The sequence below is a fragment of the Streptomyces cynarae genome, assembly GCF_025642135.1.
Classification (GTDB): domain Bacteria; phylum Actinomycetota; class Actinomycetes; order Streptomycetales; family Streptomycetaceae; genus Streptomyces; species Streptomyces cynarae.
Window position 1 is genome coordinate 6,887,418 of the sequence record NZ_CP106793.1, and the last position, 24,843, is coordinate 6,912,260.

A 24,843-nucleotide genomic window follows, 5' to 3' on the forward strand; every position below is an offset into this window, starting at 1 on the left:
AGAGTCCCTGACGTGCAGCAGGGCGAGCGGATTACCCCCGGTCTCGGCCACGAGCCGATCCCGCACCTTCCTCGGCGACGGGCCCGTCGACCACGGAGACCAGCAGTTCGCGGGCCGCGTCGGGAGCCGGCCCCTCGACGAGCAGCTCGTCCACACCGCCCCACGGCAGCCCTCCCGCTGCCGCCTGAGCCGCGTACGAGAGCAATGCCGTCTTGCCGGTACCCACGGCTCCCCTGACCACCAGCGTTCTGCTGCGCCCGGCCCGGACATCCGTCAGTACGGCGTCAATGAGCGCACATTCCCGCGTGCGCCCGACCAGTGGCATACGGCGAGCCCATGACAGGGGACACCGTCACCGCCGTGGCGGCGGATCCCGTCCTGCCGGCGGACCTGGCGCGGGCCGCGATCCTGCACCAGGTCATTGTCGCCGGCTTCACCCGCCTTGAATGTGTGCGGAGGACGGCCTCGACGCTTGGTAGCGGTCGAATGCATCCCGGGCGTCGGGGACGAATGGCTTGTCGCCCATCGCGGCGCGCAATTCGGCCGGTGTCAGCCAGGTGTGCCAGGCGATCTCCGAGGGGTCCGGGGTGATCGGGTCGTTGAGGGCTGCTTCGTGCAGGCCGAGCCAGTACGGGCTGATCGCGCCGTGGCACAGGTACTTGAACACGAACCGTGCAGGGGCGTGGACGCCGAGTTCCTCGGCCAGTTCGCGGGATGCGGCCGCCGGGTAGGACTCGCCTACGCCCACAGCTCCACCGACCAGCCAGTTGTACCGGCCGGGGAAGCGGGACGCATGGTCCGGACGCCGGTGGACGAGCAGCCGGCCGTCGGGGTCGCGGCAAACGGTGGTGGCAACCCTGTGCAGCCATCCGTGGCGGATGGCCGCACCTCGATCCACCACCGCCAGTACCTCATCCCGCTCGTCCACCCGTTCCACCAGCTCTCCCATGGCGAAGAGCGTTCCACACAGAAGAGCGGGCCGACCACGCCGGGCGCCTTCTTCAGTTGCAGTGGCAGCGGCGTCCCGGCGTCCCGAGTGATGAGCACCTCGGCCGCCTGAGCCGTCAAGCACTGCGTGTGTGCGAGTCTGACAGTGGGGCGAAGGCCGGCGGACACACGATTGGAGGGTGAGGTCGCGATGCGCGAGGCGTATCAAGCGGAGCTGGCTTCGATCAACGACGGGCTGGTGGAGATGGCGAACCTGGTCGGCTCGGCCATCGGTCTGGCCACCACCGCGCTCCTGGACGCCGATCTGCAGCTTGCCGAGAGCGTGATCTCAGCCGACGAGCAGGTCGATGACCTGCAGCGCGACCTGGAGAACCGGGCGATCACGGTGCTGGCGCGGCAGCAGCCGGTCGCGACTGACCTGCGGACGGTGGTCACGTCGCTGCGTATAAGCGCGGACCTGGAACGCTCCGGAGACCTGGCCCAGCATGTGGCCAAGCTGGCCCGGATGCGCTATCCCGAACGGGCCGTCCCCCACGATCTGCGCCGCACGATCCTGGAGATGGGCCGGCTCGCGCAGCGAATGATGGCGCAGGCGGCCGAAGTGATCCTCACCCAGGACGTCAAGGCGGCACTCCAGCTGGAGCAGGACGACGACCGCATGGACGAGCTCCACCGCGCGATCTTCCAGCACCTGATGGACGACCGGTGGCACCACGGGGTGGAGACGGCCGTGGACGTCGCACTGGTCGGCCGTTACTACGAGCGGTTCGCCGACCATGCGGTGTCGGTGGCCCGGCGTGTGGTCTACCTGGTCACGGGCGAGCGTGCGGATGACCTGCCCACCGACGGCCCCAGGGGCATGTGACCGTTTGCTTCGATCGCTGGGGCGCGGTTTCGCGCAGTCGATTGTTGAACGGATGGCTGTGAGGCTTCACGGTTTACGGGCCAGAAGCTGCACTGCCTGCGACCGGTGGCCGTTCATCGTGACGACGTCGATCCGGCGCTCGTCCACCAGGTCGAACCCGGACAGCACGGCGTGCAGCTCGGCGCTGTCGTGGTGTCGGAACACCGCGCCATCGTCAGTGGCGAACACCCCGTACGGAGCGCCGAACCTCTCCCCGTAGGTGGCATAGCGGTCCCGGTTTCGTTCGTCGTCCTGGAGAACCACGTCGCTGATGTAGAGCAGCCCGCCGGGCGCCAGCACGCGCATGAGCTCGCTGACGAGCTCGCGCTGGGCGCCGTCGTCAGGGACGCACGTCAGCACCGCGAACAACAGGACGACGTCGAAACTCCCCGATGCACACGACACGACAGGCGGGGTTTCCAGGACAGCGAAGCGGAGGTCGGGCCTCAGCCGGCGACCTCGCGCGATCAGCGCGGGTGACACGTCCACACCGGACACATCGCGGAAGCCGTGCTCGCTCAGTTCAGCCATGACCCGGCCGTACCCGCAGCCATAGTCCAAGATCCGAGCGTTCTGGTTCACCTGCTCCAGCCAGTCGAGGTTCACCGGGTGGGTGAACGTCTTCGTGGCGCCGACGCCGTCCCAGTACTCGATCTGGCTGCCAAGATGCTTCATGCGAGTGCAGCCTACGGCCCTCCGCAGGTGCGGGTCGGGCGTTTGTGGCTGATCCCGCGATCACGGCCCCGGTTATCCCCGGGCGGCACAGGTGGTCCCTCGCACTGCACGCAGGCCGCCGCCGGCCGCTCGAGAGGGCGGGCGAGTGACCTCAGCTCGAGCCGGGCGGCGCCGTCTCGCCGACGTCCTCGTCCGGTTCCGCACTCGCCGGGCGAAGCGATTTGTCGATCGCCTTCCGCCGAGGCGGCCGTGCCCCGGCGACCGAGTCAGCAGCACGAGCCAGCTCGGCCCTCAACTGGTCGAATGCCGGCGCCCCTGACAGATCCCGCAACCTGCGACTTCTGCTCATGCAGCACCAACGCGCCACCACGCCGCACGTAACCGAAATGCCACCGAATGGAGCACCTCTTGATCGGCGCACGCTGAGGTAGCTGTCTGGCGGGCGCAGCTGCGGAATGCGGTTCTTTGACTGGAGGAGCCGGCGGCCGTGCCGGCCGGGGGACGCAGGCTCGCGTAAGGGGAGCGGACGTACTGCGCGGGAGCGGACGCAGGTTCGGCAGCGTGGGTTGCTTCATCCCCTCCACCTATTTACGTGAACCGTGCAACCATACGGTTCCTTTACGTGTCCATCACACGTACACCACGAAACCCTGGGGGGATCATGAGCCAACAGCAGTATCCGCAGCAGCAGCCGGGCTGGAGCGGCCCGCAGCAGCCGGGCTACGGCGCCCCGCCGCCGTTCCAGCCGCAGCCGCCGAAGAAGTCCAACGCGGGCAAGGTGATCGGCTTCGGCTGTCTCGGCGTCGTCGCCGTCGTCATCGTCATCGGCATCGTCAGCGCGGTCGTCGGCAGCGGCGGCGGCAGCACGGTCACGGACAAACCGCAGGCGAAGGCCTCCACTGGTGCGGGCGCGGGCGGCAGTCAGAAGAAGGCCACGGAGGAGCCGGCCGCGAAGAAGCCTGACGTTGCCGAGGTCGGCGACACGATCACGGTGAAGGGCATGGAGGACGGCAGCCGGCTGGATGTCACCGTCGTCAAGGTCGCTGACCCTGCCAAGTCCAGCGACGAGTTCATGACCCCCGACGCCGGAAAGCGGTACGTGGGCGTGCAGTTCCGGCTCGTCAACACGGGCACGGCTGTGTACAGCGACAGTCCCTCAAACGGTGCGCAGGTCGCTGACACGCAGGGGCAGCAGTTCCAGTCGACGTTCGCGGACATCACCGCCGGGCCGTCCATGTCCGCCGACGTGAAGCTCAAGCCGGGCGCCAAGGCGCTGGGTTGGATCGTGTTCGAGGTGCCGAAGGGCTCGAAGGCGGCGACAGTGCAGTTCACGATGGACTCGGGATTCGCGGATCAGACCGGGGAGTGGAAGCTGCCCTGACTCGGCGTTGAGTATGGCCCGGCCGTTCGCGTGAGCGGCCGGGCCTTCCGAGGTGCCTCCTGAATTCGATCTCGGGCGCCACGCTGGTCGACTTCGGCCGGGGCCTGGTGGTCAACGACCGGCTGCGAGACCGCGTGACGCGCGCACAGGTCACGGAGGGACTGCGACCGCTGCTCGCGCTGCCGGTCGAGTTCGTGTTCCCGGCGGGCGCGGAGCGCCCTCGATGACGGGTTGCCGGTGCGGGCGGCCACCACAGAGTCCGGTGCCGGTGTGGGGGAAGTGGCGGGCCACTACAGCGTGTCCGGGTCGTCTGCCGGCCGCAGCCGCCGGCGTCAACGAACCCTCTTGAGCAGCCAGACCTGGTCCGCGTGGAACACCGTCCGGTACGTGGCGTGCCGATAGTTGCCGGTCACCGCGGAGGGCTCCACCTGCCACTGCCACCAGGTGCCCTGCGCCTGGTCCAGAAGGATCCACTGGGGTGCTGCCGGGCATCGGTTCCAGCACACGTCGTTCCGGGCGCCCAGCGAGGCCAGTTGGCCCATGGTCGCGGCCACTGTCTGTCCCGACGGGATCATCCGCTCAGCCTGCGCCGCCGCTTCGATGTGCCGGGGAGTGCGGTAGGTGCCCGGCTGCCACAGCTCATGCAGGGGCGACTGGAACACCATGGCGGCGGCCACGGCCACCATCAGCGCCGGTCCGTGCGCGCCAAGCCAGGGCGACAAGCTGCGCCGCGCCCACGACGGCCGGGCACGCAAACGGTGGAGACCGTCGATGGCCGCGACGAACAGGATCGGCATGGCGGTCGCGCTGTAATGCCAGCTGGTGCCCCAGTAGGCGTGGTTGGAGGAGACGAGCCGCAGGGCCACAGCGGGCACGGCGGCGAGCGCCAGCGGCGAACGCAGGGCAAGACCGGCCGTAGGCAGTAGGAGCAGCGCGAGCAGCGGGCCCTTCGCCTCCCAGCTGGTCGCCAGGACACCAAGATGGTGAGGGCTGTCCTTCCAGTACGGGTAGGTGCCGCTCGGGTTCATCGCCGGTATGAGGACGTAGGTGGCGAGCAGGGCCCAGCCGACTCCCCACGCGGCGAGCAGCCCTCCTGCGAGCCTCTGCCGGCAGAACAGCGCCAGGATCAGGCCGATCGTGGCGAGCGTCCAGCCCTGGTCCTCTTTGACCCATACCAGAGGGACGGCCCACCAGAAGGCCGCCCACGGAAAGCCGCGGGCCAGGGCGGACATCGAGCAGGCCAGGAGCGGCACGGCGAAGGCGATCTCGTGGAAGTCGTACCACACCATGTTGGCAAGGCCCCACGACAGGCCGTAGGTCGCGGCGATCAGCCGGGCTTCGTTCCGCGTCAGCAGCTGCTCGGCCGCCCGGTATACCGGCACCACGGAAGCGGCGGCCAGCGCGGCTTGGGCAACAAGCAGCGTCACCGCGGACGGGAACAAGCGGAAGAACGGCGCGAGGACCATGAGGACGGGCGAGTAATGGTCGCCCCGCTGGTCCATGTCCTTGATCGCCACCATCGGCGCGTCGCCCTTGGCGTAGTGGGCCACGGCCTCGGTGAAGATGCCCAGGTCCCAGGAGGCCGGGCTGCCGGTCAGGTATCGGGCCACGGACAACGTCGTGTACAGGGCGAACACCGCGGTGACGATGGTCCACAGCGCCGGATCGCCCGCCCGTATCCGGTGGACGGGCGTGACGTGGTGGACGGCTGAGGGGCTGTCGGATATGGCGGGCACCGCTACAGCATCACCACTCTGCCCCCACAGCTCAACTGGACTCCTATGACTTCACTTCGCACCGGCACCCTTGCACCGCCCCCGCACCACCGGGCGCGGTCGCTCGTCGGTAACGCGTGGATGCTCGGCCGGACCTCCACGATGATGTCCGCGTCCGCTTCGTCGCCCTCTTCGTCGCGCCAGAGGAAGACCCGTACGTGCCTCGCCCGAGGGAGGCCGAGGGCCTGCCACTCGGTCATCAGGTCGGCGACGACGAGAGAGACGGCGTATCGAGGTCCCTCGCTCATGTCATCGGTGGTGATCATGCCCCGCCACCGTTCGGGGTCTCTGCCGTAGGGGCGCCACCCCTCCGAGCCGTGCGGCTCGAACACCCGGTACACCCAGTCCGTCTCGGTGTCCATGCATCGATCCTGTCACCACGGACGAAGCACGGCATCAGATCCACCGTCGACCGCTCCTGCAACGACGGAGAGCCGCAGCCGCAGATCACAACACGGACACAGCGTCACTCGAAGATCACTCAAAGTGCGCGTTCGGGTGCATGATTTCGGCCACCACTCGGCCTCCAAGGAGACCCATGCGCCGCCACACCATCTCCCTGCTCGCCGCAGCCGTGCTCATGCTGACCGGATGCTCCGCCATGGGCTCCGGCAGCGACGAATCCTCGGCGCCGAGCCCCTCCGCGACAGCCGGAGCGGCCGACGACGCCGCCCGCGCGGAGCGGATCGCCACGTGCACCAAGGCGATCGTCGCCGCGAAGAACGACACCGCGGACGACGGCCTGCCCCAGTGCGCGAAACTGTCGCCGGACGACTACCTCAAGGCCATCGAGGATGCGAAGAAGCAAGGAGGTGGAGCGCCGTAGAAGCGGATCGACGCGCCGGGGTGTCCGCCACCAGCGGCAGGGACCGGCCCCGTCGGAATCCCGGCGGGGCGCCGCTCGGCCGTTGCGGACAGCGGGTGTCCGCAAGCCCCGCTACCGTCCTGGCATGACGAAGACGAGCCCCGCCGCACGGAGGGCCGACCGGTCCACAGCCACCGCTCCCGTCCTCCCGCACCGCGCCCTCAACCGCGCCACCCTCGCCCGTCAGCTGCTGCTCCGCCGCTCGCCGCTGCCCGCGAAGGCGGCCGTCGCGCACCTGGTCGGCCTCCAGGCGCAGAACGTCAAGCCGCCGTACTACGCGCTCGCGGCACGGCTGGAGGGCTTCGCGCCCGAGCACCTGTCGCGGCTCATGGCCGACCGCGAGGTCGTCCGAATCGTCACCCTGCGGTCCACCATCCACACGCACACCGCCGACGACTGCCTCACCCTGCGGCCGTTCGTCCAGCCCGCACGCGACCGGGAACTCACCGCCTTCCGCAAGGGTCTCGCAGGCGTCGACCTCGACCGGCTCGCCGCCCTCGCCGGCGACCTTATGGAGGCCGGACCGCGCACCATGGCCCAACTGCGGGACGCGCTGCTCGCCGAGTGGCCGGACGCCGACCCGCAGGCCCTCGCACTCGCCGCCCGCTGCCGGCTGCCCCTCGTACAGGTCACCCCACGCGGTCTGTGGGGGCTGAGCGGCCAGGTCGCGCTCACCACCGCCGAGCACTGGCTCGGGCGCCCCGCCGAGTCCGCCCCGGCGCCCGACTCCGTCGTCCTGCGCTACCTCGCCGCCTTCGGTCCGGCCTCGGTGAAGGACATGCAGACCTGGGCGGGCCTCACGAGGCTGCGGGAGGCCTTCGAGCGGCTGCGCCCACGGCTCGTGACCTTCCGCGACGAGCACGGCGTCGAACTCTTCGACCTGCCCGACGCCCCCCGCCCCGACCCGGACACCCCGGCCCCGCCGCGCTTCCTGCCCGAGTACGACAACCTGCTCCTCTCCCACGCCGACCGCTCCCGCGTCGTGCCCGGCGCCCTCAAGGGCCGCAACGCGGTGGGCAACCAGGCCTACCGCCCCCTGCTCGTCGACGGCTTCCTCGCGGGCGTGTGGAAGCTGGAGGACGACGCGCTCGTCATCGAGCCGTTCCGCGGGCTGACCGGGGCCGAGCGGGACGAGGTGGCCGAGGAGGGGGCGCGGATGCTGAAGACGATGCACGAGGGCACGGCGTACGACATCCGGTTCGGTACCGTCGTCCCCCCACGCCCCTGACGCCCGGTCCGCGACGCGGTCCCCCGGCTCCTCAATCCGCCCGCCCGGTCACCGCCACCGTCAGCCCCAGCCCGATCATCGTGCACCCGCCCGCGCCGCCGATCAGCGACAAGCGGCGGTCGGATCGGGCGAACCAGGTGCGGGCAGCGGACGCCGTCAGCCCCCACAAGGTGTCCGTGACCAGGCCGATCGCGATCGGGACCAGGCCCAGCAGCAGCATCTGCAACGGCACACGACCCGCCGAGTGGTTCACGAACTGGGGGAGTACCGCGGCGAAGAACACCACCCCCTTGGGGTTGGTCGCGCCCACCAGGACGCCGTCCAGGACCGTACGGAGATCGCCGCGCGCCGGGCCCGTCGGCACGGCCCTGATCGCCGACGCCCTCAACTCCTTCCGGTGCCGGAACGCCTGCACGCCCAGGAGGACCAGGTACGCCGCCCCCGCCAGCTTCACCGCCATGTAGAGGGCGACCGACCGCTCGACCAGCGAGCCGATGCCGACCGCGACCGCCACCACCAGCAGGTAGGAGCCGAAGACGTTGCCGAGCGCGGTCGCCACGGCGGTGCGGCGGCCGTGCGCGAGCGCCCTGCCGATCACGAACAGCACACTGGGACCGGGGATCACGATCACCAGCAGGGACATCGCGGCGAACGCCAGAAAGCGGTCTGTGGACACCATGAGCGACCCTCCCATCCGTCGCCCATTCAAACAGGCGGGGGAGTGCCGGGCCATGGAAGTGACGTGGAAAGGGGGCGTTGCGGGCCGCTCGTGGAGGCCCGCAACGCCCCCTGGTATCTACCTGGGGTGTCACCCCAGGAGCCTTCTGGGACTCACGTGTCGACCTGCGCGGTCACCACACGCTCCGCACGGCCGTCGCCCAGGAAGTGATCCCTGCCAGGACGCCCCCGGTGAGCGGGGGACCGCCGCTGTCGCCCTGGCAGGTGTCCATGTCGCCGGAGGAAGTGAGCGTGCCCGTGGCGGCGGCAGCGGTCGCCAGGGCGGCAGCGGCGGCCTTTCTGACGCGTTTCGGCCCGGACATGGGTCTCCTCGTGGGGTTGCCGGTGGGGGGTCGCGCGAGTGGGGACCGGCCCCGGTGTGCCCGGCGAGCGGCACGCCTTTACGCTAGAAGCCGGAGCGGTCCGCTCCCAATGAGGGAACGCCCTAGGCGAGTTGGGCAGGGAAAACCCTCGGTCCACGCGCGTGAACCGGCCAAGGGGCGTGCCGTGTGCGCTGGTTCAGCTCGCGCGGTGCCCGGCCGCCAGACGCACGATGTCCACCCGTGACCGGATGCCCAGCTTGCGGTAGACCCGGGTCAGCGTGGCCTCCACGGTCTTGACGCTGATGAACAGCCGGGCCGCGATCTCCCGGTTCGTCGCGCCCTCCATGACCAGCGCGGCGACCTGCCGTTCCGTCGCGGCCAGGCTGTCGAGGGCGGCCGCAGCGACCGGCGCCGGACCCGTCGGATGAGGCTCCGACCTCGCCGGATCCGTGACCGTGGCCGTCTCCACCAGGCGCAGCCACGGCATCGCCCGGCAGCGGCGGAAGAGACGGGTCGCCTCGTCGTAGGACGCCGGTCCCGACCGCCCGGCGCGCAGCCCCGCCAGCGCGTATGCCGCCCGGGCCTCCTCGAGGCCGTAGCCGAGCCTCGCGAGCTGGTCCCGCGCCGCCGTCAACTGACGTTCTGCCGCGTCCACTTCACCACGTGCGGCCCTGACCAGGGCCTCCGCCCGGTCCAGCACCGCGAGCACGCTCTCCCGCCGGAGCCTGAGCGCGTGGGCGCGGGCGGCGTCGATGACGTCCTGCGCCTCGGCCGGCTCCCCGACGCGTACGAGCGCCTCCGCGAGGTCGCCGTGCCAGCGGCCCCGAGCCGGATCGGTGACCCCGAGCCCCTCCTCCAGCTCCCTCACCCGGCGCAGGGACCGAACGCTCCCCGCCGCGTCCCCGGCGACCAGCTGGGCGTGCCCCAGCGCGGCCAGCGCCCGCGACAGGTAGATCACGTCGCCGTCCTCCTCGGCCCGGGACACGGCCTCCTGGGCCAGTGTCAGGGCCCGCTCCGCCTCGCCGCCCGCCGCCTCCGCCAGTGAGGTGAGCATGGCGCTGGCGGCCTCCCCGATCCCCGTGTCCCGCGCCAGCCTGAGGCTCTCCCGCGCGAGGTCGAGGGCCCGCCCGCAGTGTCCGGCCCGCAGTTCGGTCTCGGCGAGGCCGCGCAGGAAGTGGACCTCGGCCTCGACCACGCCGCGCCGCCGCACCTCGCGCAGCAGCGCGCTGACCGTCTTGCGCGCCTCCGAGAGCTGGTCGCTCATGATCAGCCAGCGGAACCGCACGGCCCCGACACCGTTGTGGTCGCACGCCACCCGCGCGTCCTGCGGTTCCCTCATCGCCCGCTTGATGGTGCGCGGTGCGTCCGGGTGCCCCATCAGGGTCTCGGCCTGCGCCTGGAAGGCGAGGGCCAGCAGCTCGTTGCGCCGGTCACCGGCCCGCGCCGCCAGCTCCGCGGCGAGGGCGCCCTCCTGTCGGGCCCGGGCGAAGTCGCCCTCCACCAGCAGTGCCCGCCAGGCCAGCTGGTAGTGCACCAGGGTGAGCAGCCGGGGGTCGTCGCCCGCGTCCGCCAGCGCCTGCGGGAAGACCGCGTCGACCTCGGCCATCGCGTGCCCGGCGGCGTCGATCACCACCATCCAGGCCCGCACCCTGTCCGCCGGTTCCGTCGCGTGGGCCAGCACCTCGCGGGCGATGTCCCGGGCGAGGTCGGTCTCCCCGGCGGTCAGCGCGTCCTCGGCGGCCTGCAACCGCCGCTCGTCCGGGCCCGGCACCGCGTCCGCAGGGGTGTGCCGGGCGGCGAGCAGCCCGAGCCCCGCCGCCACCGAGGGCGCGCCCCGGTCCCGGGCGGCGGACGCGGCCTCGGCGAGCCGCTGCGCGCGCCCGCGGATCCGTGCCGGTGGTCGCCAGCGCCAGGTGCCGGGCCCGCTCGATCGGGTCGGAGGCCGCCGTCGACAGCGCCGCGTGCACGGCGCGCCGCTCCTGGGCGCTCGCCTGCGCGTACAGCGCGGCCGATATCAGCGGATGCGCGAACCGCACGCCCGGTGCGTCCCGCTCCGTCACCAGCAGCCCGAGCGCGGCGGCCTGCGCGGTCTCCGCCTCCGCGTTGTCCCGGCCGGCCGCGCGCAGCAGTGCCAGTGTGGGGCGGGCTCCCGCGCTCGCCACGAGCAGGGTGCGGCGGGCCTCGTCGGACAGTGCCTCCAGCCGGTTGAGCACCAGGGTCCTGAGCGAGGTCGGCACGGGCAGCGGCTCACCGGGCCTCGGCGGAGTCGGGCTCTCGGCGAGGGCGCGGCCGAGCTCCAGAGCGAACAGCGGGTTGCCGCCGCTGGTGCGGTGGATCTCCCGCACGGTGGAGCGGGGCAGTCCCGTGTAGCCGCGGTGGTCGAGGAGCGTGGCGATCCGGGCGCGCGAGAGCGGGCCCACCTGGAGGGCGAGGGTGTCCGGCGGGGACGCGCCCAGATAGCGGTCGTACTCCTGGCCCTGCTCGGCATGGGTGCGCACCGCGCAGAGCATCTGCACCGGAGTGCCGCCGAGGCGCCGCGCGGCGAAGCCGAGGAGTTCGGTGCTGGCCGGATCCAGCCACTGAAGGTCGTCGGCGACGATCAGCACGGGACCGCGGGCGGCCAGCGCACGGAGGGTGGAGAGCACGGCGAGCCGCAGCGCGAGTCCGTCCCGCTGCATCGTGGACTCGCCGCGCCCGGTGAGCGCGGACTCCAGGGCGGTGCGCTGGGGGGCGGGCAGCCGGTCGGCGACCTCGTCCATGACGAGCCCGAGCAGGTCGGCTAGGGCCAGGAAGGGAAGGTGGGATTCGGACTCGGTCGCCGAGCAGCGCAACACGGTGCGCACCGTTTCGCCGTATTCCGCGGCCAGCGTCCGCAGGACCGTCGACTTTCCTATTCCGGCGGGGCCGTGCAGCAGCACACTTCCCCCGTCGGCGAGCTGCCGGCGCGCCGCCGTGCACAGCTCCTCCCGGCCGATGACCAGGTCATGGTGGGGTCTCGCAGGCTCCTTGAAGTCCCGTCGCACGGTGCCGCTCCCCTCCGGGTGTCGTGTCCTGGCCAATATTAGGCGTCCCGTCATTGAAAATTCCGACGACGGCATGGTGAGGGAAACAACAAGCGGTGACTCGAGGGAATTTCATCGGAGTACCTAATGAATCGGAAACTACAGGTCTACGGGAGCAACCCGGCCCGCCGCGCCGCCACCACCGCCTCCCATCTGCTGTGCGCGCCGAGCTTCCGCATCGCCGAGCGCAGGTACCCCTTCACTGTCTCCGGGCGCAGCCCCAGCCGCTCGGCGGCCGCCGCGTTGGTCGAGCCGACCGCCACACACGCCAGGACGTCCACCTCCCGCGGGGACAGACCCACGTTCCCCGCCGCCGGTCCCGGGGAGGCCGCCCCGGCCAGCCGCCCGCACACATCGAGGAGCTCCGCCCGCAGCGCCACGTCCTCCACCCGCTGGGCGAGCGCCCGCAGCGCGCCGTGCGCCTCCCGCACCTGCTCCCAGGCCGCCCCGGCCGGGCCGGAGGGCTCCCGCACCGCCGTCAGCAGGCTGCGCGCCTCGTCCCGGGCGACCAGCGCCTGCTCCACGTCCCGTGCCGCCTCCACCGCCGCGCTCAGCGTGCGGTCGCCCAGCGGCTGCGCCGTCCGCAGGGCGCCGTAGAGCACCCCGCGCACCCGGCGCCGTACGACGACCGGCACCGCGAGGACGGACCTCAGGCCCTCCGTCGCCACCGCCGCGTCGTACTCGTGGCTGATCTGCCGGGACGCCGAGTAGTCGGTCACCGCGCACGGCCGGGCCAGCGCCGTCACCTTGCCGCCCAGGCCACTGCCGGAGACGACGGCGAGCGAGCTGAGCGCCGTCGTCGCGGTGCCGCTCAGTTCGCTGATGCGTATCTGCGGCCGCCCGGACTCCACCAGTCCGCCGAAGGCGACCGGCAGCCCCGTGACCCGCCGCAGCCGCACCAGCGCGCTCCGCACCTGAACCGTTTCGGCTGCGTCAACTGCCACGTGCTCGCCCCTCCGTCGCGGCGCACCCCCCGTTCGGGGGTGGTGAGACCTGCGTCACCGATTACACGATGTGAGACGGCTGTCCGGCAATGAGGAGGACACATGACGGCGAACACCGACGCGACGGACGCGTTCCGGACCGCGCGGGACTTCCTGCTGGCGCACCGGGAGGACTACGCGACGGCGTACGAGGGCTTCCGCTGGCCGCGGCCGGCGTGCTTCAACTGGGCGCTCGACTGGTTCGACGTCATCGCGGACGGCAACGACCGCACCGCACTGCACATCGTGGAGGAGGACGGCTCCGAGGAACGCCTCACCTTCGCCGAGATGTCCGAGCGCTCGAACCGGGTCGCCGGCTGGCTCCGGGAGCGGGGCGTGCGCGCGGAGGACCGCATCCTGGTCATGCTGGGCAACCAGACCGAGCTGTGGGAGACCGCGCTGGCGGCGATGAAGCTGCGTGCGGTCGTCATTCCGGCCACCCCGCTGCTCGGCCCCGCGGACCTGCGCGACCGTGTCGACCGAGGAAGGGTCCGGCATGTGATCGTGCGGGCCGAGGACACGGGCAAGTTCGCCGAGGTGCCCGGCGACTACAGCCGGATCGCGGTCGGCGGCGCGCCGGAGGGCTGGCGGGCCTACGAGGACGCGTACGCGGCCGACACGGACTTCGAGCCGGACGGTCCCACCCACGCCGACGACCCGCTGATGCTCTACTTCACCTCGGGCACCACCGCCCGGCCCAAACTGGTCGAGCACACCCATGTGTCGTACCCGATCGGTCATCTGGCGACGATGTACTGGATCGGCCTCAGGCCCGGGGACGTCCACCTGAACATCTCCTCACCGGGCTGGGCCAAGCACGCCTGGTCCAACCTGTTCGCCCCGTGGAACGCGGAGGCCACCGTGTTCATCCACAACTACACACGCTTCGACGCGCCCCGACTGATGGCGGAGATGGACCGCGCGGGCGTGACGACGTTCTGTGCGCCGCCGACCGTGTGGCGCATGCTGATCCAGGCCGACCTCACCCAGCTCGCCACCCCGCCGCGCGAGGCGGTCGCCGCCGGGGAGCCGCTGAACCCCGAGGTGATCGAGCAGGTGCGCAGGGCCTGGGGGGTGACCATCCGGGACGGCTTCGGGCAGACCGAGACGGCCGTGCAGGTCTCCAACAGCCCCGGCCAGCCGTTGAAGACGGGCTCCATGGGGCGGCCGAGCCCCGGCTTCCGCGTGGAGCTGCTGGATCCGGTGAGCGGCGCGCCGGGCGCGGACGAGGGCGAGATCGCGCTCGACCTGTCCGTACGGCCGGTCGGCGTGATGACCGGCTACCACGGCGACCCCGACCGTACGGCCGAGGCCATGGCGGGCGGCTACTACCGCACCGGCGACATCGGCTCCCGGGACGCGGACGGCTACATCACCTACGTCGGGCGGGCCGACGACGTCTTCAAGGCCTCCGATTACAAGATCTCCCCGTTCGAGCTGGAGAGCGCGCTCCTGGAGCACGAGGCGGTGGCCGAGGCGGCCGTCGTACCGGCGCCGGACGAACTGCGCCTCGCCGTCCCGAAGGCGTACGTGGTGCTCGCCGCGGGCTGGGAGCCCGGCCCGGACACCGCGAAGGTCCTCTTCGAGCACTCCCGCGAGGTGCTGGCCCCCTACAAGCGCATCCGCCGCCTGGAGTTCGGGGACCTGCCCAAGACCGTCTCCGGCAAGATCCGCCGGATCGAGCTGCGCGAGGCCACGGCCGCCGGCTCGCAGAACGAGTACCGCGAGGAGGACTTCCGGTGACGGAACCGACGGAGCTGTCGTACACGCACGGGACCAGCACGACGCCGCTCCTCGGCGACACCATCGGCGCCAACCTCGACCGCGCGATCGCCGCGTACCCCGAGCGAGAGGCCCTGGTCGACGTGGAGTCCGGACGGCGCTGGACCTACACCGAGTTCGGCGCCGCGGTCGACGAGGTGGCGCTCGGGCTGCTCGCCAAGGGCGTGCGCAAGGGCGACCGGGTCGGGATCTGGGCGGTCAACTGCCCCGAGTGGGTGCTGGTGCAGTACGCCACCGCGCGGATCGGCGCGATCATGGTGAACATCAACCCCGCCTACCGCGCCCATGAGCTTCAGTACGTGCTGAAGCAGGCCGGGATCTCGCTCCTGGTCGCCTCCCTCGCCCACAAGACGAGCGACTACCGGTCCCTGGTCGACCAAGTGCGCGGCGGCTGCCCGGAGTTGCGCGAGACCGTCTACATCGCCGACCCCACCTGGGACGCGTTCACGGCGGGCGCGGCGTCGGTCCCGCAGGACCGACTGGCGTCCCTCGCGGGCGAGTTGAGCTGCGACGACCCGGTCAACATCCAGTACACGTCGGGCACCACCGGCTTCCCGAAGGGCGCCACCCTCTCCCACCACAACATCCTCAACAACGGCTACTGGGTGGGCCGTACGATCGGCTACACGGAGCAGGACCGGGTGTGTCTGCCGGTGCCGTTCTACCACTGCTTCGGCATGGTGATGGGCAACCTGGGCGCCACCTCCCACGGGGCCTGCATCGTCATCCCGGCGCCGTCCTTCGACCCCCGGGCCACCCTGGAGGCCGTCCAGCAGGAGCGCTGCACCTCCCTGTACGGCGTGCCGACGATGTTCATCGCCGAGCTGAACCTGCCCGGCTTCGCGGACTACGACCTGTCGTCCCTCAGGACCGGCATCATGGCGGGCTCGCCGTGTCCGGTCGAGGTGATGAAGCGGGTGGTCGGCGAGATGCACATGGAGCAGGTGTCCATCTGCTACGGCATGACGGAGACCTCCCCGGTCTCGCTGCAGACCCGGATGGACGACGACCTGGAGCACCGCACGGGCACCGTGGGGCGGGTCCTCCCGCACATCGAGGTCAAGATCGTCGATCCGGCGACCGGGGTGACCCTGCCGCGCGGCGCGGCGGGGGAGCTGTGCACCCGCGGCTACAGCGTGATGCTCGGCTACTGGAACGAGCCCGAGAAGACCGCGGAGGCCGTCGACACCGGCCGCTGGATGCACACCGGCGACCTCGCGCTGATGCGGGAGGACGGGTACGTCGAGATCGTCGGCCGCATCAAGGACATGATCATCCGCGGGGGCGAGAACATCTACCCGCGCGAGATCGAGGAGTTCCTGTACGCGCATCCGAAGATCGCCGACGTGCAGGTGGTCGGGGTCCCGCACGAGCGGTACGGCGAGGAGGTCCTGGCCTGCGTGATCCCGCGCGACCCGGCCGACCCGCCGACCCTCGAGGAGCTGCGGGCCTTCTGTGAGGGACAGCTCGCCCACTACAAGATCCCGAGCCGGCTGCAGACCCTGGACGCCTTCCCGATGACGGTCTCGGGGAAGGTCCGCAAGATCGAGCTGCGGGAGAGGTTCGCGGAACCGGTTTAGGAGAAGGGCCGTTCAGGCCAGGCCGGCGGCCAGATCGTCGGCCTGCCTGTTGACCGGCTGGGGCGCGCCGGTGAGGTCGAGGACGAAGAGCGGGACGCCGAGACGGTCGGCGGCGGCACGCGCTGCGTCGGCGTATCCCGCCAGTGAGAAGCACACGCAGCGTGCTGACTCCGACAGGGCGGTGAGCCACAGGCACTCCACGTCCCGCAGCGACGCCGGACGCATCGTCGGCTCCACCAGCGCCCGCATCCCCTCCGCCGTGAGCAGGACCCCGCTGGGCGGACGCTCCTGGGCTCGCCGGACGTCGTGGTGGCCGAGTCGGCGCAGACAGAGCGCGGCCGCGCCGATGGCGTCGGCGGCCGTGCGGATGGTGACGGGCTTGAAGACGGGCTCCTGTTCGCGCCGACCGCCCGCGCCGTCCGTGGCGGAATCCGGGCGTGGCGCCCCGCTCACCGGGGCCTCACTCACCGGGACGCGGAGGATCGTCCCGCACGGGCAGTCCAGCTCCGGGCAGGGCCACTCGCCCTCGCGGCCACAACTCCCGCAGCGGACCGCGACCCAGTCGTCGTCCCAGGTGCGGTGAGTGACCACGGAGGGCCGCGAGAGACGGTTCAGCGGCGGGGCGACGGGCGCGCCGCACACGCACGGATACGAAGGCGCGGCGTACACATGTTGGCGCCGGCAGACCGGACACGACACCGGCACGCTCTCGGGCATAGCTCCCATGGTGCTTCCGCGGATGCCCACTTGTCCTCGACTTCGGCGATCGCGCACGCCTGATGGGCCGTCTCTTGACGGCTCTCCCCGCCATGCCTACATTGCTTCCAGATAGCAGAAACAATATTCCGCCATACGGAATAACCGAAAGGCCCATTGGTGCTCACCGCGGGGCGCGACGGGAGCGCGAGTCCGACAGCCGAAGCAGGAGTACTCCATGGCTCGTATGACCGCTGCCCGCGCGGCAGTCGAGATTCTCAAACGTGAGGGCGTCCGGGACGCGTTCGGGGTTCCGGGCGCCGCGATCAACCCCTTCTACGCCGCCCTGAAAGCATCCGGCGGCATCCACCACACCCTGGCCCGCCATGTCGAGGGTGCGTCCCACATGGCGGAGGGCTACACCCGTACCCGCCCCGGCAACATCGGCGTGTGCATCGGAACCTCCGGCCCGGCCGGCACCGACATGATCACCGGGCTCTACTCGGCGACCGGCGACTCGATCCCGATCCTCTGCATCACCGGCCAGGCCCCGACCGCGGTGCTCCACAAGGAGGACTTCCAGGCCGTCGACATCGCCTCGATCGCCGCGCCGGTGACGAAGATGGCCGTCACCGTGCTGGAGGCCGCGCAGGTGCCGGGCGTCCTCCAGCAGGCGTTCCACCTGATGCGCTCCGGTCGCCCGGGACCCGTCCTGATCGACCTGCCGGTCGACGTCCAGCTCACCGAGATCGAGTTCGACCCCGAGACCTACGAGCCCCTGCCGGTCTACAGGCCCGCCGCGACCCGCGCCCAGATCGAGAAGGCGCTCGCCCTGCTGAACGCCTCCGAACGCCCGCTGATCGTCGCCGGAGGCGGGATCATCAACGCCGACGCGACCGAACTCCTCGTGCGTTTCGCGGAATTGACGGCCATTCCCGTCGTCCCGACCCTGATGGGCTGGGGAGCCATCCCCGACGACCACGAGTTGCACGCCGGCATGGTCGGCCTCCAGACCTCTCACCGGTACGGCAACGCGACCTTCCTGGAGTCCGACTTCGTCCTGGGCATCGGCAACCGCTGGGCCAACCGCCACACCGGGCGCATCGACGTCTACACGGCCGGGCGGACATTCGTCCACGTCGACATCGACCCCACCCAGATCGGCAGGATCTTCGCCCCCGACTACGGCATCGCCTCCGACGCGAAGGCGGCCCTGGGCCTGTTCGTCGAGGTGGCCGAGGAGCTGAGGCGGGCCGGCCGGCTCCCCGACCGTTCCGCCTGGGCCGCCGCCGCGCGGGAGAAGAAGGCCCGCCTGAAGCGCCGTACGCACTTCGACGACATCCCGATCAAACCGCAGCGCGTCTACGAGGAGATGAACAAGGCCTTCGGCCCCGAGACGCGGTATGTGACGGCGATCGGCCTCTCCCAGATCGCCGGCGCCCAGATGCTGCACGTGTACCGCCCGCGGCACTGGATCAACTGCGGCCAGGCGGGCCCCCTCGGCTGGACGGTCCCCGCCGCGCTCGGCGTGGCGAAGGCCGACCCGGAGGCGTCCGTGGTCGCGCTGTCCGGCGACTACGACTTCCAGTTCATGATCGAGGAGTTGGCGGTCGGCGCCCAGCACAGGATCCCGTACGTCCACGTCCTCGTGAACAACTCCTACCTCGGCCTGATCCGCCAGGCACAGCGGGCCTTCGACATGGACTTCCAGGTCAGGCTGGAGTTCGAGAACATCAACTCACCCGAACTGGGCGTCTACGGCGTCGACCACGTCAAGGTCGCCGAGGGCCTGGGCTGCAAGGCGATCCGGGTGACGGACCCCGACGACCTGGCCCCGGCCTTCGAACAGGCCAAGAAGCTCGCCGCCGAGTACCGGGTGCCCGTGGTCGTCGAGGCGATCCTGGAGCGCGTCACCAACATCTCCATGTCGACCACCAACGACATCAGCGAGGTCGTGGAGTTCGAGGAGAGCGCCTAGCGTCGTGACCGCGAAGGTTCGCCGGGTCGGTCAGGTTGCGGCACAGGTAGTACGGCGGACGGCGGGAATCGGCACGCGGCCGTATCCATGGGTGGCTCCCGGACGGGCAGGCCCGGAGAGCTGAGCGGTCACCGGGAAATCGTGGAGTTCGTCGGCGACGGCGAACATGCCGATCGCGACAGGCCACCGTCGCGGCGGTAACCGCATGTCGTCGCCGCGGACCCGTTCGGCTGAGCTAGTGCCGCGCCAGGCAACGTTTGCCCGTCAAGGAGCGGCGTCCGGTGCGTGCTCTGGGGGTACCCCCTGCTCGAAGAGCTTGGGGGAGTGCCGGCCGGAAGTCCTCGTACTGGATGTACTTGGGCTTTCGGCCGGTGCGGCGAGTGGGGGTACCCCCTGCTCGAAGAGCTTGGGGGAGCGTGCCGGGCGTCGCGACGGGGCGAACGTTGCCTGTTGCGGCACTAGCTGCGCTCGGGTTCGTCGTGGATGGTCAATGCTCCGGCGAGGTCGAGGTCGGCGACAGTGCCGTGTGCCCCGGCGCGGACGAGCAGCACTGCGCCGAGCGCGGTGCTCCAGAACGTCCTGGCCTCCACGTCGAGCGGTCGACCGGCACTCCAGCCGCGACTGTCGATGAGCCGGCTCACGAAGCGTTCGGATTGCCGGAACAGCAACTGGAGGTGCTGGTCGACCACGGGGGCGAGTTCGGGCTTGGAGATCCCGGCGGCGAGTGCTCGCGCGACCGACGGGAGCGAGGGCATGGCCAGTACGGCGCGGGCGATGTTGCACCGGAATGCCGCCGCGTCGGGGGCTTGGCGACCGATGCGCTCGATCCGTCGGGCGTCGTGCAGCAAGCCGAGAAAGGCGGCGTGCACGAGCAGCGAGTCCTTGGAGCCGAAGTAGTAGGTGACCTGATTGGGGAAGACGCCTGCCGCGTTCGCGATCTCCGCGACGCTCACCTCGGCGCCGGGCCGCTCCTTGCAGAGTCGTGCAGTTGCCTCAATCAGCCGGCGCCTCGTCGCGCGACCGCGGTCACGCGACGGAGCCGACGTCGATCGAGCTTCGGTTTGCTTCTTCTCCACACCCGAATTGTATGTGATACAACAAGACCTGCCCCGCTTGTATGGCATACAAGAAAGGTAGGAGCGCATGCAACGGACTGAAGTCGTCGTGACCGGACTCGGCGCGATCACGCCACTCGGTGCAGACGTGGAGTCCACCTGGAAAGCCCTGCTTGCCGGCGAGTCCGGCATCCGCGGCGGCGTCCTGCGGGGCCACGAGGACGCCGGCCTTCCCGACACCGTCGCGGGGACGATGGCGATCGACCCCGCCGAGTCGCTGCTGCCCGTACAGGCCAGGCGGCTCGACCGCTCGCAGCAGGCGGCCTTCATCGCGGCGGCCGAAGCCTGGGCCGACGCCGGCGCCCCCGCGGTGGACCCGGACCGGCTCGCATCGGCGATCGGCACAGGCATCGGTGGCGTACAGACGCTGCTGAAGGAAGACGACGTACTGGAAGCGGCCGGGACGCGGCGCGTCTCGCCACGGACGGTCCCGATGCTCATGCCCAATGCGGCGGCGGCGCTGATCAGTATCGAATACGGTGCACGGGCCGGGGTCTACACGCCCGTCTCGGCATGCTCCTCCGGTGCCGAGGCGATCGCCCTGGGAGCCAGGCTCATCCGCGCCGGCGAGGCGGACGTGGTCATCGCGGGCGGGACCGAGGCCGCGATCACCCCGATCACCGTCGCCGGCTTCGCCCAGGCGCAAGCACTGTCGCGGCACACCGCCGAACCCGCCTCAGCGTCACGGCCGTTCGCCGCGGACCGCAGCGGATTCGTCCTCAGTGAGGGCGCCGCTGTCATGGTGCTCGAAAGCGCCGAGCACGCCGGCGCCCGAGGCGCGCGCGTCCACGCGGTACTCGCGGGCGCCGGCATCACCGCCGACGCTCACCACATCACGGCGCCCGCTGCCGACGGCTCCGGTCAGATCTCGGCCATGCGGAAGGCCCTCGCGCAAGCCGGCTTGGCTCCCGAACAGATCAGCCACATCAACGCCCACGCCACCGGAACTCCGGTCGGCGACGTCGCCGAGGCGCACGCGATCGGGGAGGTCTTCGGCCGCGCCACCGTGACGGCCCCCAAGGCGGCGCTCGGTCACCTCTTCGGCGCCGCCGGCGCGATCGAAGCGCTCATCGCCATCCTCAGCGTGGAGCACGGCGTCATCCCGCCGACCCGCAACATCACCGCGGCCGGCGTCGGTCCCGACATCCATCTCGATGTCGTCGCAGAGCGACGAGACCTCCCCCAGGAGGCCGTGCTCAGCAACTCCTTCGGCTTCGGTGGGCAGAACGTCTCACTCATCGTCACCAGCGCACCGCACCACGCGACCCGTACGGCCCCGACCACACCATGACCCACGCGAACGCACCATCGTCCGTGGAGGATCCCCGCGATTGATCGAGCGTTGCACCTGGTCGCGGTTCCGCACGCGGACGGGGCCGCGGTCGCCCGCGGCCCCGTGCTGAATGCGACCTGGATCAGGACGTGGTCACCGCGACGTGGTCGTGGTGCCGGTGGCCCAGAGGGCGCCGCCCTTGCCGGTGCCCCCGGTGCTCTTGTAGACGACCAGGTTGCCGTCGTTCTGCATGACGGCGTACGCGCCGGTGTTGTGGTAGGTGCCGGTGGACCACAGGGCACCGCCCTTGCCGGGACCCCCGGTGCTCTTGTAGACGACGAAGTTGCCGTCCGTCTGCATCACCGCATAGGCGCCCGGGTGGCCGTAGGTCCGGCTGGACCAGATCGCGGCACCGTCGCGCCGGCGGTACATCACCAGGTTGCCGTCCGGCTGCATGACCAGACGGGTGTAGGTGCCTTGCGTCCACCAGCCGGGCTTGAGGGTGGTGCCGGAGCTGATGGTCTGCGACCGCAGGTAGGTGCCCGTCGACCACAGGGGCGAGGTGCTCGCGTCCGCGTAGACGACGACGTTGCCGTCGTCCTGCACGGTGGCGTACGCGCCCGGGTCGTCGTACGTGCCGGTGGACCACAGGGCGCCGCCCGTGCCGGGACCGCCGCCGCTCTTGTAGACGACCAGGTTGCCGTCCGTCTGCATCACCGCGTACGCACCGGAGTTGCCGCCGGTCCGACTCGACCAAACCGCCTGACCGACGCCCTTGCCGGTCTTCAGGTACGCCACAAGGTTGCCGTCCGTCTGCATGGTCAGCGTCACCGTGGCGCTGCTCAGGCTGTGGCCCGGGGACAGGTGCTGCCCGGCGTACATGAATGAGCCTGCGGCCGGGGCGGGAGTCGAGGCGGGGATGTGCGGGTCGACGAGGTGGATGTTCTTCCCGCTGTCCAGGTAGGCGATGCCGCCCTGGTACTTGTCGACGGCCCAGGACACCCTGCGGTCGTCCGCGACCGGTCCACCGGGCAGGTCGGCCAGGTCGGTGGTGGCGGCGGTGTCGGTGTGGACGTCGGTGAGCGTCAGCTTGCCCGCCGCCCTGTCGTGCTCGACGACGATTCCGTCCCCGAGCTGGGCGAGACCGGTGGGCACGGGGATGTCCTTGCCGGTGGCCAGGTCCCACACGCCCGCCGGGCCCAGCTCTCCGCATGACCAGTACACCCAGTGCTGGGCGGCAGCCTGCAGCTCGCCGGGCACGCACGGCGCACCGGTGGCGATGCTCTGGACGGTGCGCCGGGTGGTGAGGTCGATCTGGGTCAGCGTCCCCGGGGTGGCTCCGGGGACCCACACCGTGGAGCCCGACAGCGCGGCGGCGGTGACGGGGCGGCTGAAGAGCACGTGGCTGTTGCCGCCCGCGTCCGCGTCCCCGATGTACTGCTTGGTTGTGGAGCCGCCGTCGTAGACCACGTAGCGGCCCTCGGCGTCGACGAGGGTGCCGCCGGTGGCACCGGGTGTGACCAGAACCGCGCTGCTGTTCGGGGTCTGCACGGTGACGGCGTCACCCTGGGAGTTGGCGTTGGGCCACAGCTGCGAGATGTTGCCGTCGCCGGTCGCGATGGGCGTGTTGCAGGTGGTCGCGGTGTCGCAGTGGGTGGGCGCGAAGGGCTGGCCGAAGCTCTGCTCGTCACCGTAGGAGGGCGGAGAACCGAGCTGCACGTTCCGGTCGTAGACATAGTCCTGACCGCTCGATGTTCTCTCCACGGTGTACAGCTTCCCGCCGCCGAAGGCCAGACCGTCGAGAGGCGCGGGCACGGCGGGGTCGGAGTCCACGGCGGTCCCCGTAGGGGTGCCGTCCGGCCCGGCGGTGAACAGACGGGCCGCCCAGTCGGTGACGGACGAGCCGCCCACAACGACTGCCCCGTTCGGCTGTTGCCTCAGTGTATTGAAGTTGACGTGGTCCAGGATCGGGGTCAGGGCGGAAGAGCCGGACATCGGCATGGCGTAGAGCGGGTAACCGAGTGTGTCGTCCGCGGTGAGCGGACCGCCGTGCGACACCAAGTGGGTGATCAGCAGGGAGTCGCCCGCGATGGCCAGGCCGCGCAGGGTGCTGGTGTACCCGCTGCCCAGCGGCGCCGCCGGGACCTGGGTGGTGTTCTCCGGGCCGGCGGGGGCGGACCGGGACACGACGTGGACCTGTCCCGCCGATGCCTTCCCGTCGGCTCCGTATGACGAATACCAGGCGACGTACTTGGAAGACAGTACGACGTGAGCGGATGGGGCCAGCGGCCCCATCACCGGCGTGACCGCACCGGTCGCCAGGTCCACCAGCGCCAACCGAGCCTCAGTGGTGCCGTTGGTACTGTCCGTGTAGAGGATCACCACCGAGTCGGCGTCCCCGGCGAGAACCGTGGGCTGCGGTGTGGCGCCCCCGGGCCAGCCGGTGACCGGTGTGTCGGTCTGCTGCCCGTCCGCCATGCCGAGCACATGAAAGCCCGTCACCGTTCCGTCCGTGGCCTTGGTGACCGTCAGCACGCGCGAGCCGAAGGTCCCCAGGTAGCTCTGGCCGGCGCCGGGGGTGATGGTGGTGGTCGTTCCGGAGTCCATGTCGTGCAGGTGGTACCCGTCGACCGCCGGAGTCGCCACGACATCGGAACCCGCTCCGGTGTACCCGGGCATCGGGTTGGTCCTGAGTCCGGGCAGCGGGGTGTCCGGCCCACCCGCGTACTTCGTCCAGACGAAGGTGGACTGCGTGCCTGACCGGTGCAAGAAGCCACCGGTGCCCGCGAAGACGACCGCATCGCTGGGCGGGTTGCTGAGCAGAGCGGCCGGTATGACCGCCTCGGTGGGGGTGTCGGCCGAGGCCGTCGCCGCGGTCAGCGGCAGTACCCCCGAAGCGAGGGCGAACGTCGCGGCGACCGCGATGCATCCGCTCCTCAGGGTGTGTTGGGCCACCCATTCCTCCTTCACGGTGGGGCACGGGTGACATCCGGCCGACGGCCCAAGGCTCAGGGTGGCTCGGGTGGTTGAGGCCCCACTGTCGCCACGGCGCCCGAGCCCTCGGTCACCATGCCCCCCATGCGAGGGCGAGGTTAACGGACCCGGACCCAGTGGAAACAGGCGCCCCACCCGGTGCGCGCTCCATCGGATGCGTTCGGGCGCACCTGGAGTCATCCGCCGCCGTCGAGGTCGGCCCGCCTGTGCAGCACCCGTAGCTCATGGCCGACGAGTTGCATCTCGTACAGCTTCCGGCGCGCGTTCTCGAAGGGCCGGTGGAGGATCATCATCAGGCGGCCGTCGAAGGTGTGGAACAGCATGCCGTGACCGCTGTCCTCGCGCACCAGGGGCCGGTACTGCTGCCAAGGCCCCTCGATGGTGCCGGACTTGGCGACGGCATAGGTCTGCACATAGCCGCCGCCGATCGTGCCGTCGTCGCCGGCCACGTTCTTTTCGTACGTCGACCACAGCATGAGCAGGGATCCGTCAGCGGTTGGGAACTGTTACTGGTTGAGGGTGCTTGAACGCGTTCCGGGGTGCAGGAGTGAGCATCTCGGCCAC

18 protein-coding genes and 3 pseudogenes are annotated in these 24,843 nt (G+C 70.8%); 8 read left to right on the forward strand and 13 right to left on the reverse strand.

Annotated elements, in window-relative coordinates:
• Positions 1-31: 31 nt before the first annotated feature.
• Together N8I84_RS31240 and N8I84_RS31245 are read right to left on the reverse strand one after the other, a co-directional pair.
• Positions 32-325: an ATP-binding protein gene (locus tag N8I84_RS31240; RefSeq protein WP_263232756.1), complete on the reverse strand. Its 294-nt coding sequence runs from the start codon at positions 323-325 to the stop codon at positions 32-34.
• Between the two features lie 108 nt (positions 326-433).
• Positions 434-949, reverse strand: coding sequence for an NUDIX hydrolase (locus N8I84_RS31245; RefSeq protein ID WP_263232757.1), 516 nt, complete (start codon positions 947-949; stop codon positions 434-436).
• A 189-nt stretch (positions 950-1,138) separates the two neighbouring features.
• On the opposite strand from N8I84_RS31245, the gene phoU reads away from it, so the two are divergent.
• The gene (gene phoU, locus N8I84_RS31250; protein ID WP_263232758.1) at positions 1,139-1,813 is read left to right on the forward strand and encodes a phosphate signaling complex protein PhoU; all 675 of its coding nucleotides are present in this window, start codon (positions 1,139-1,141) and stop codon (positions 1,811-1,813) included.
• Positions 1,814-1,879: 66 nt separating this feature from the next.
• Here phoU and N8I84_RS31255 read toward each other — a convergent pair whose 3' ends face one another.
• Positions 1,880-2,527, reverse strand: coding sequence for a class I SAM-dependent methyltransferase (locus N8I84_RS31255; protein WP_263232759.1), 648 nt, complete (start codon positions 2,525-2,527; stop codon positions 1,880-1,882).
• Between the two features lie 661 nt (positions 2,528-3,188).
• Between N8I84_RS31255 and N8I84_RS31260 the strand changes: the two genes are divergently transcribed.
• Positions 3,189-3,908 carry a DUF4352 domain-containing protein gene (locus N8I84_RS31260; RefSeq protein ID WP_263232760.1) on the forward strand — a complete coding sequence of 240 codons (720 nt, stop codon included), beginning with the start codon at positions 3,189-3,191 and terminating at the stop codon, positions 3,906-3,908.
• Between the two features lie 332 nt (positions 3,909-4,240).
• Here the strand turns inward: N8I84_RS31260 and N8I84_RS31265 are convergent, their stop codons facing one another.
• Both N8I84_RS31265 and N8I84_RS31270 read right to left on the reverse strand, forming a co-directional pair.
• On the reverse strand, positions 4,241-5,644 hold the full coding sequence (locus tag N8I84_RS31265) for a DUF2079 domain-containing protein (protein WP_263232761.1): 1,404 nt from the start codon (positions 5,642-5,644) through the stop codon (positions 4,241-4,243).
• 2 nt (positions 5,645-5,646) lie between these two features.
• Positions 5,647-6,045: a hypothetical protein gene (locus N8I84_RS31270; protein WP_263232762.1), complete on the reverse strand. Its 399-nt coding sequence runs from the start codon at positions 6,043-6,045 to the stop codon at positions 5,647-5,649.
• Positions 6,046-6,221: 176 nt separating this feature from the next.
• On the opposite strand from N8I84_RS31270, the gene N8I84_RS31275 reads away from it, so the two are divergent.
• Both N8I84_RS31275 and N8I84_RS31280 read left to right on the forward strand, forming a co-directional pair.
• Positions 6,222-6,509: a hypothetical protein gene (locus N8I84_RS31275; protein WP_263232763.1), complete on the forward strand. Its 288-nt coding sequence runs from the start codon at positions 6,222-6,224 to the stop codon at positions 6,507-6,509.
• A 124-nt stretch (positions 6,510-6,633) separates the two neighbouring features.
• On the forward strand, positions 6,634-7,776 hold the full coding sequence (locus N8I84_RS31280) for a winged helix DNA-binding domain-containing protein (RefSeq protein ID WP_263232764.1): 1,143 nt from the start codon (positions 6,634-6,636) through the stop codon (positions 7,774-7,776).
• A gap of 31 nt (positions 7,777-7,807) precedes the next feature.
• On the opposite strand, the gene N8I84_RS31285 is transcribed toward N8I84_RS31280, so the two are convergent.
• From N8I84_RS31285 to N8I84_RS31300, 4 genes and pseudogenes are all read right to left on the reverse strand, one after another.
• Positions 7,808-8,455: a LysE family translocator gene (locus N8I84_RS31285; protein WP_263232765.1), complete on the reverse strand. Its 648-nt coding sequence runs from the start codon at positions 8,453-8,455 to the stop codon at positions 7,808-7,810.
• Positions 8,456-8,654: 199 nt separating this feature from the next.
• Positions 8,655-8,738: pseudogene (locus N8I84_RS31290) on the reverse strand (trypsin-like serine protease); the annotation flags it as partial.
• A gap of 274 nt (positions 8,739-9,012) precedes the next feature.
• Positions 9,013-11,893, reverse strand: a pseudogene (locus tag N8I84_RS31295) (AAA family ATPase).
• 92 nt (positions 11,894-11,985) lie between these two features.
• Positions 11,986-12,822, reverse strand: coding sequence for a helix-turn-helix transcriptional regulator (locus N8I84_RS31300; RefSeq protein WP_263232766.1), 837 nt, complete (start codon positions 12,820-12,822; stop codon positions 11,986-11,988).
• A gap of 102 nt (positions 12,823-12,924) precedes the next feature.
• Between N8I84_RS31300 and N8I84_RS31305 the strand changes: the two genes are divergently transcribed.
• Positions 12,925-14,604, forward strand: a complete 1,680-nt coding sequence (locus tag N8I84_RS31305; protein ID WP_263232767.1) for an AMP-binding protein — start codon at positions 12,925-12,927, stop codon at positions 14,602-14,604.
• Entirely contained in the window at positions 14,601-16,223 is a 1,623-nt protein-coding gene (locus tag N8I84_RS31310; RefSeq protein WP_263232768.1) for an AMP-binding protein, read from the forward strand. Before N8I84_RS31305 ends, N8I84_RS31310 begins: the two co-directional genes overlap by 4 nt.
• 12 nt (positions 16,224-16,235) lie before the next feature.
• Here N8I84_RS31310 and N8I84_RS31315 read toward each other — a convergent pair whose 3' ends face one another.
• A complete protein-coding gene (locus N8I84_RS31315; RefSeq protein WP_263232769.1) occupies positions 16,236-16,949 on the reverse strand; it encodes a hypothetical protein in 714 nt (237 codons plus the stop codon).
• Positions 16,950-17,157: 208 nt separating this feature from the next.
• Here N8I84_RS31315 and gcl point away from each other — a divergent pair, with 208 nt between their 5' ends.
• Positions 17,158-18,897 carry a glyoxylate carboligase gene (gene gcl, locus N8I84_RS31320; RefSeq protein ID WP_263232770.1) on the forward strand — a complete coding sequence of 580 codons (1,740 nt, stop codon included), beginning with the start codon at positions 17,158-17,160 and terminating at the stop codon, positions 18,895-18,897.
• A 458-nt stretch (positions 18,898-19,355) separates the two neighbouring features.
• Here the strand turns inward: gcl and N8I84_RS31325 are convergent, their stop codons facing one another.
• Positions 19,356-20,021 (reverse strand): TetR/AcrR family transcriptional regulator C-terminal domain-containing protein, encoded by a 666-nt coding sequence (locus tag N8I84_RS31325; protein WP_263232771.1) that lies wholly within the window; start codon positions 20,019-20,021, stop codon positions 19,356-19,358.
• 19 nt (positions 20,022-20,040) lie between these two features.
• Here N8I84_RS31325 and N8I84_RS31330 point away from each other — a divergent pair, with 19 nt between their 5' ends.
• Positions 20,041-21,303 carry a beta-ketoacyl-[acyl-carrier-protein] synthase family protein gene (locus N8I84_RS31330; protein ID WP_263232772.1) on the forward strand — a complete coding sequence of 421 codons (1,263 nt, stop codon included), beginning with the start codon at positions 20,041-20,043 and terminating at the stop codon, positions 21,301-21,303.
• A 135-nt stretch (positions 21,304-21,438) separates the two neighbouring features.
• On the opposite strand, the gene N8I84_RS31335 is transcribed toward N8I84_RS31330, so the two are convergent.
• Together N8I84_RS31335 and N8I84_RS31340 are read right to left on the reverse strand one after the other, a co-directional pair.
• On the reverse strand, positions 21,439-24,240 hold the full coding sequence (locus N8I84_RS31335; protein WP_263232773.1) for a hypothetical protein: 2,802 nt from the start codon (positions 24,238-24,240) through the stop codon (positions 21,439-21,441).
• A 215-nt stretch (positions 24,241-24,455) separates the two neighbouring features.
• Positions 24,456-24,782: pseudogene (locus N8I84_RS31340) on the reverse strand (glycoside hydrolase); the annotation flags it as partial.
• Positions 24,783-24,843: the final 61 nt, after the last annotated feature.

Excerpts from the sequence above, each read along its gene's own strand:
- gcl (WP_263232770.1), top strand. The coding sequence starts at position 17,158 with ATGGCTCGTATGACCGCTGCCCGCGCGGCAGTCGAGATTCTCAAACGT.
- N8I84_RS31260 (WP_263232760.1), top strand. The coding sequence starts at position 3,189 with ATGAGCCAACAGCAGTATCCGCAGCAGCAGCCGGGCTGGAGCGGCCCG.
- N8I84_RS31255 (WP_263232759.1), bottom strand. The coding sequence starts at position 2,527 with ATGAAGCATCTTGGCAGCCAGATCGAGTACTGGGACGGCGTCGGCGCC.
- N8I84_RS31305 (WP_263232767.1), top strand. The coding sequence starts at position 12,925 with ATGACGGCGAACACCGACGCGACGGACGCGTTCCGGACCGCGCGGGAC.
- N8I84_RS31325 (WP_263232771.1), bottom strand. The coding sequence starts at position 20,021 with ATGCCATACAAGCGGGGCAGGTCTTGTTGTATCACATACAATTCGGGT.
- N8I84_RS31275 (WP_263232763.1), top strand. The coding sequence starts at position 6,222 with ATGCGCCGCCACACCATCTCCCTGCTCGCCGCAGCCGTGCTCATGCTG.
- N8I84_RS31280 (WP_263232764.1), top strand. The coding sequence starts at position 6,634 with ATGACGAAGACGAGCCCCGCCGCACGGAGGGCCGACCGGTCCACAGCC.
- N8I84_RS31240 (WP_263232756.1), bottom strand. The coding sequence starts at position 325 with ATGCCACTGGTCGGGCGCACGCGGGAATGTGCGCTCATTGACGCCGTA.
- N8I84_RS31245 (WP_263232757.1), bottom strand. The coding sequence starts at position 949 with ATGGGAGAGCTGGTGGAACGGGTGGACGAGCGGGATGAGGTACTGGCG.
- N8I84_RS31330 (WP_263232772.1), top strand. The coding sequence starts at position 20,041 with ATGCAACGGACTGAAGTCGTCGTGACCGGACTCGGCGCGATCACGCCA.
- N8I84_RS31315 (WP_263232769.1), bottom strand. The coding sequence starts at position 16,949 with ATGGGAGCTATGCCCGAGAGCGTGCCGGTGTCGTGTCCGGTCTGCCGG.
- phoU (WP_263232758.1), top strand. The coding sequence starts at position 1,139 with ATGCGCGAGGCGTATCAAGCGGAGCTGGCTTCGATCAACGACGGGCTG.
- N8I84_RS31270 (WP_263232762.1), bottom strand. The coding sequence starts at position 6,045 with ATGGACACCGAGACGGACTGGGTGTACCGGGTGTTCGAGCCGCACGGC.
- N8I84_RS31285 (WP_263232765.1), bottom strand. The coding sequence starts at position 8,455 with ATGGTGTCCACAGACCGCTTTCTGGCGTTCGCCGCGATGTCCCTGCTG.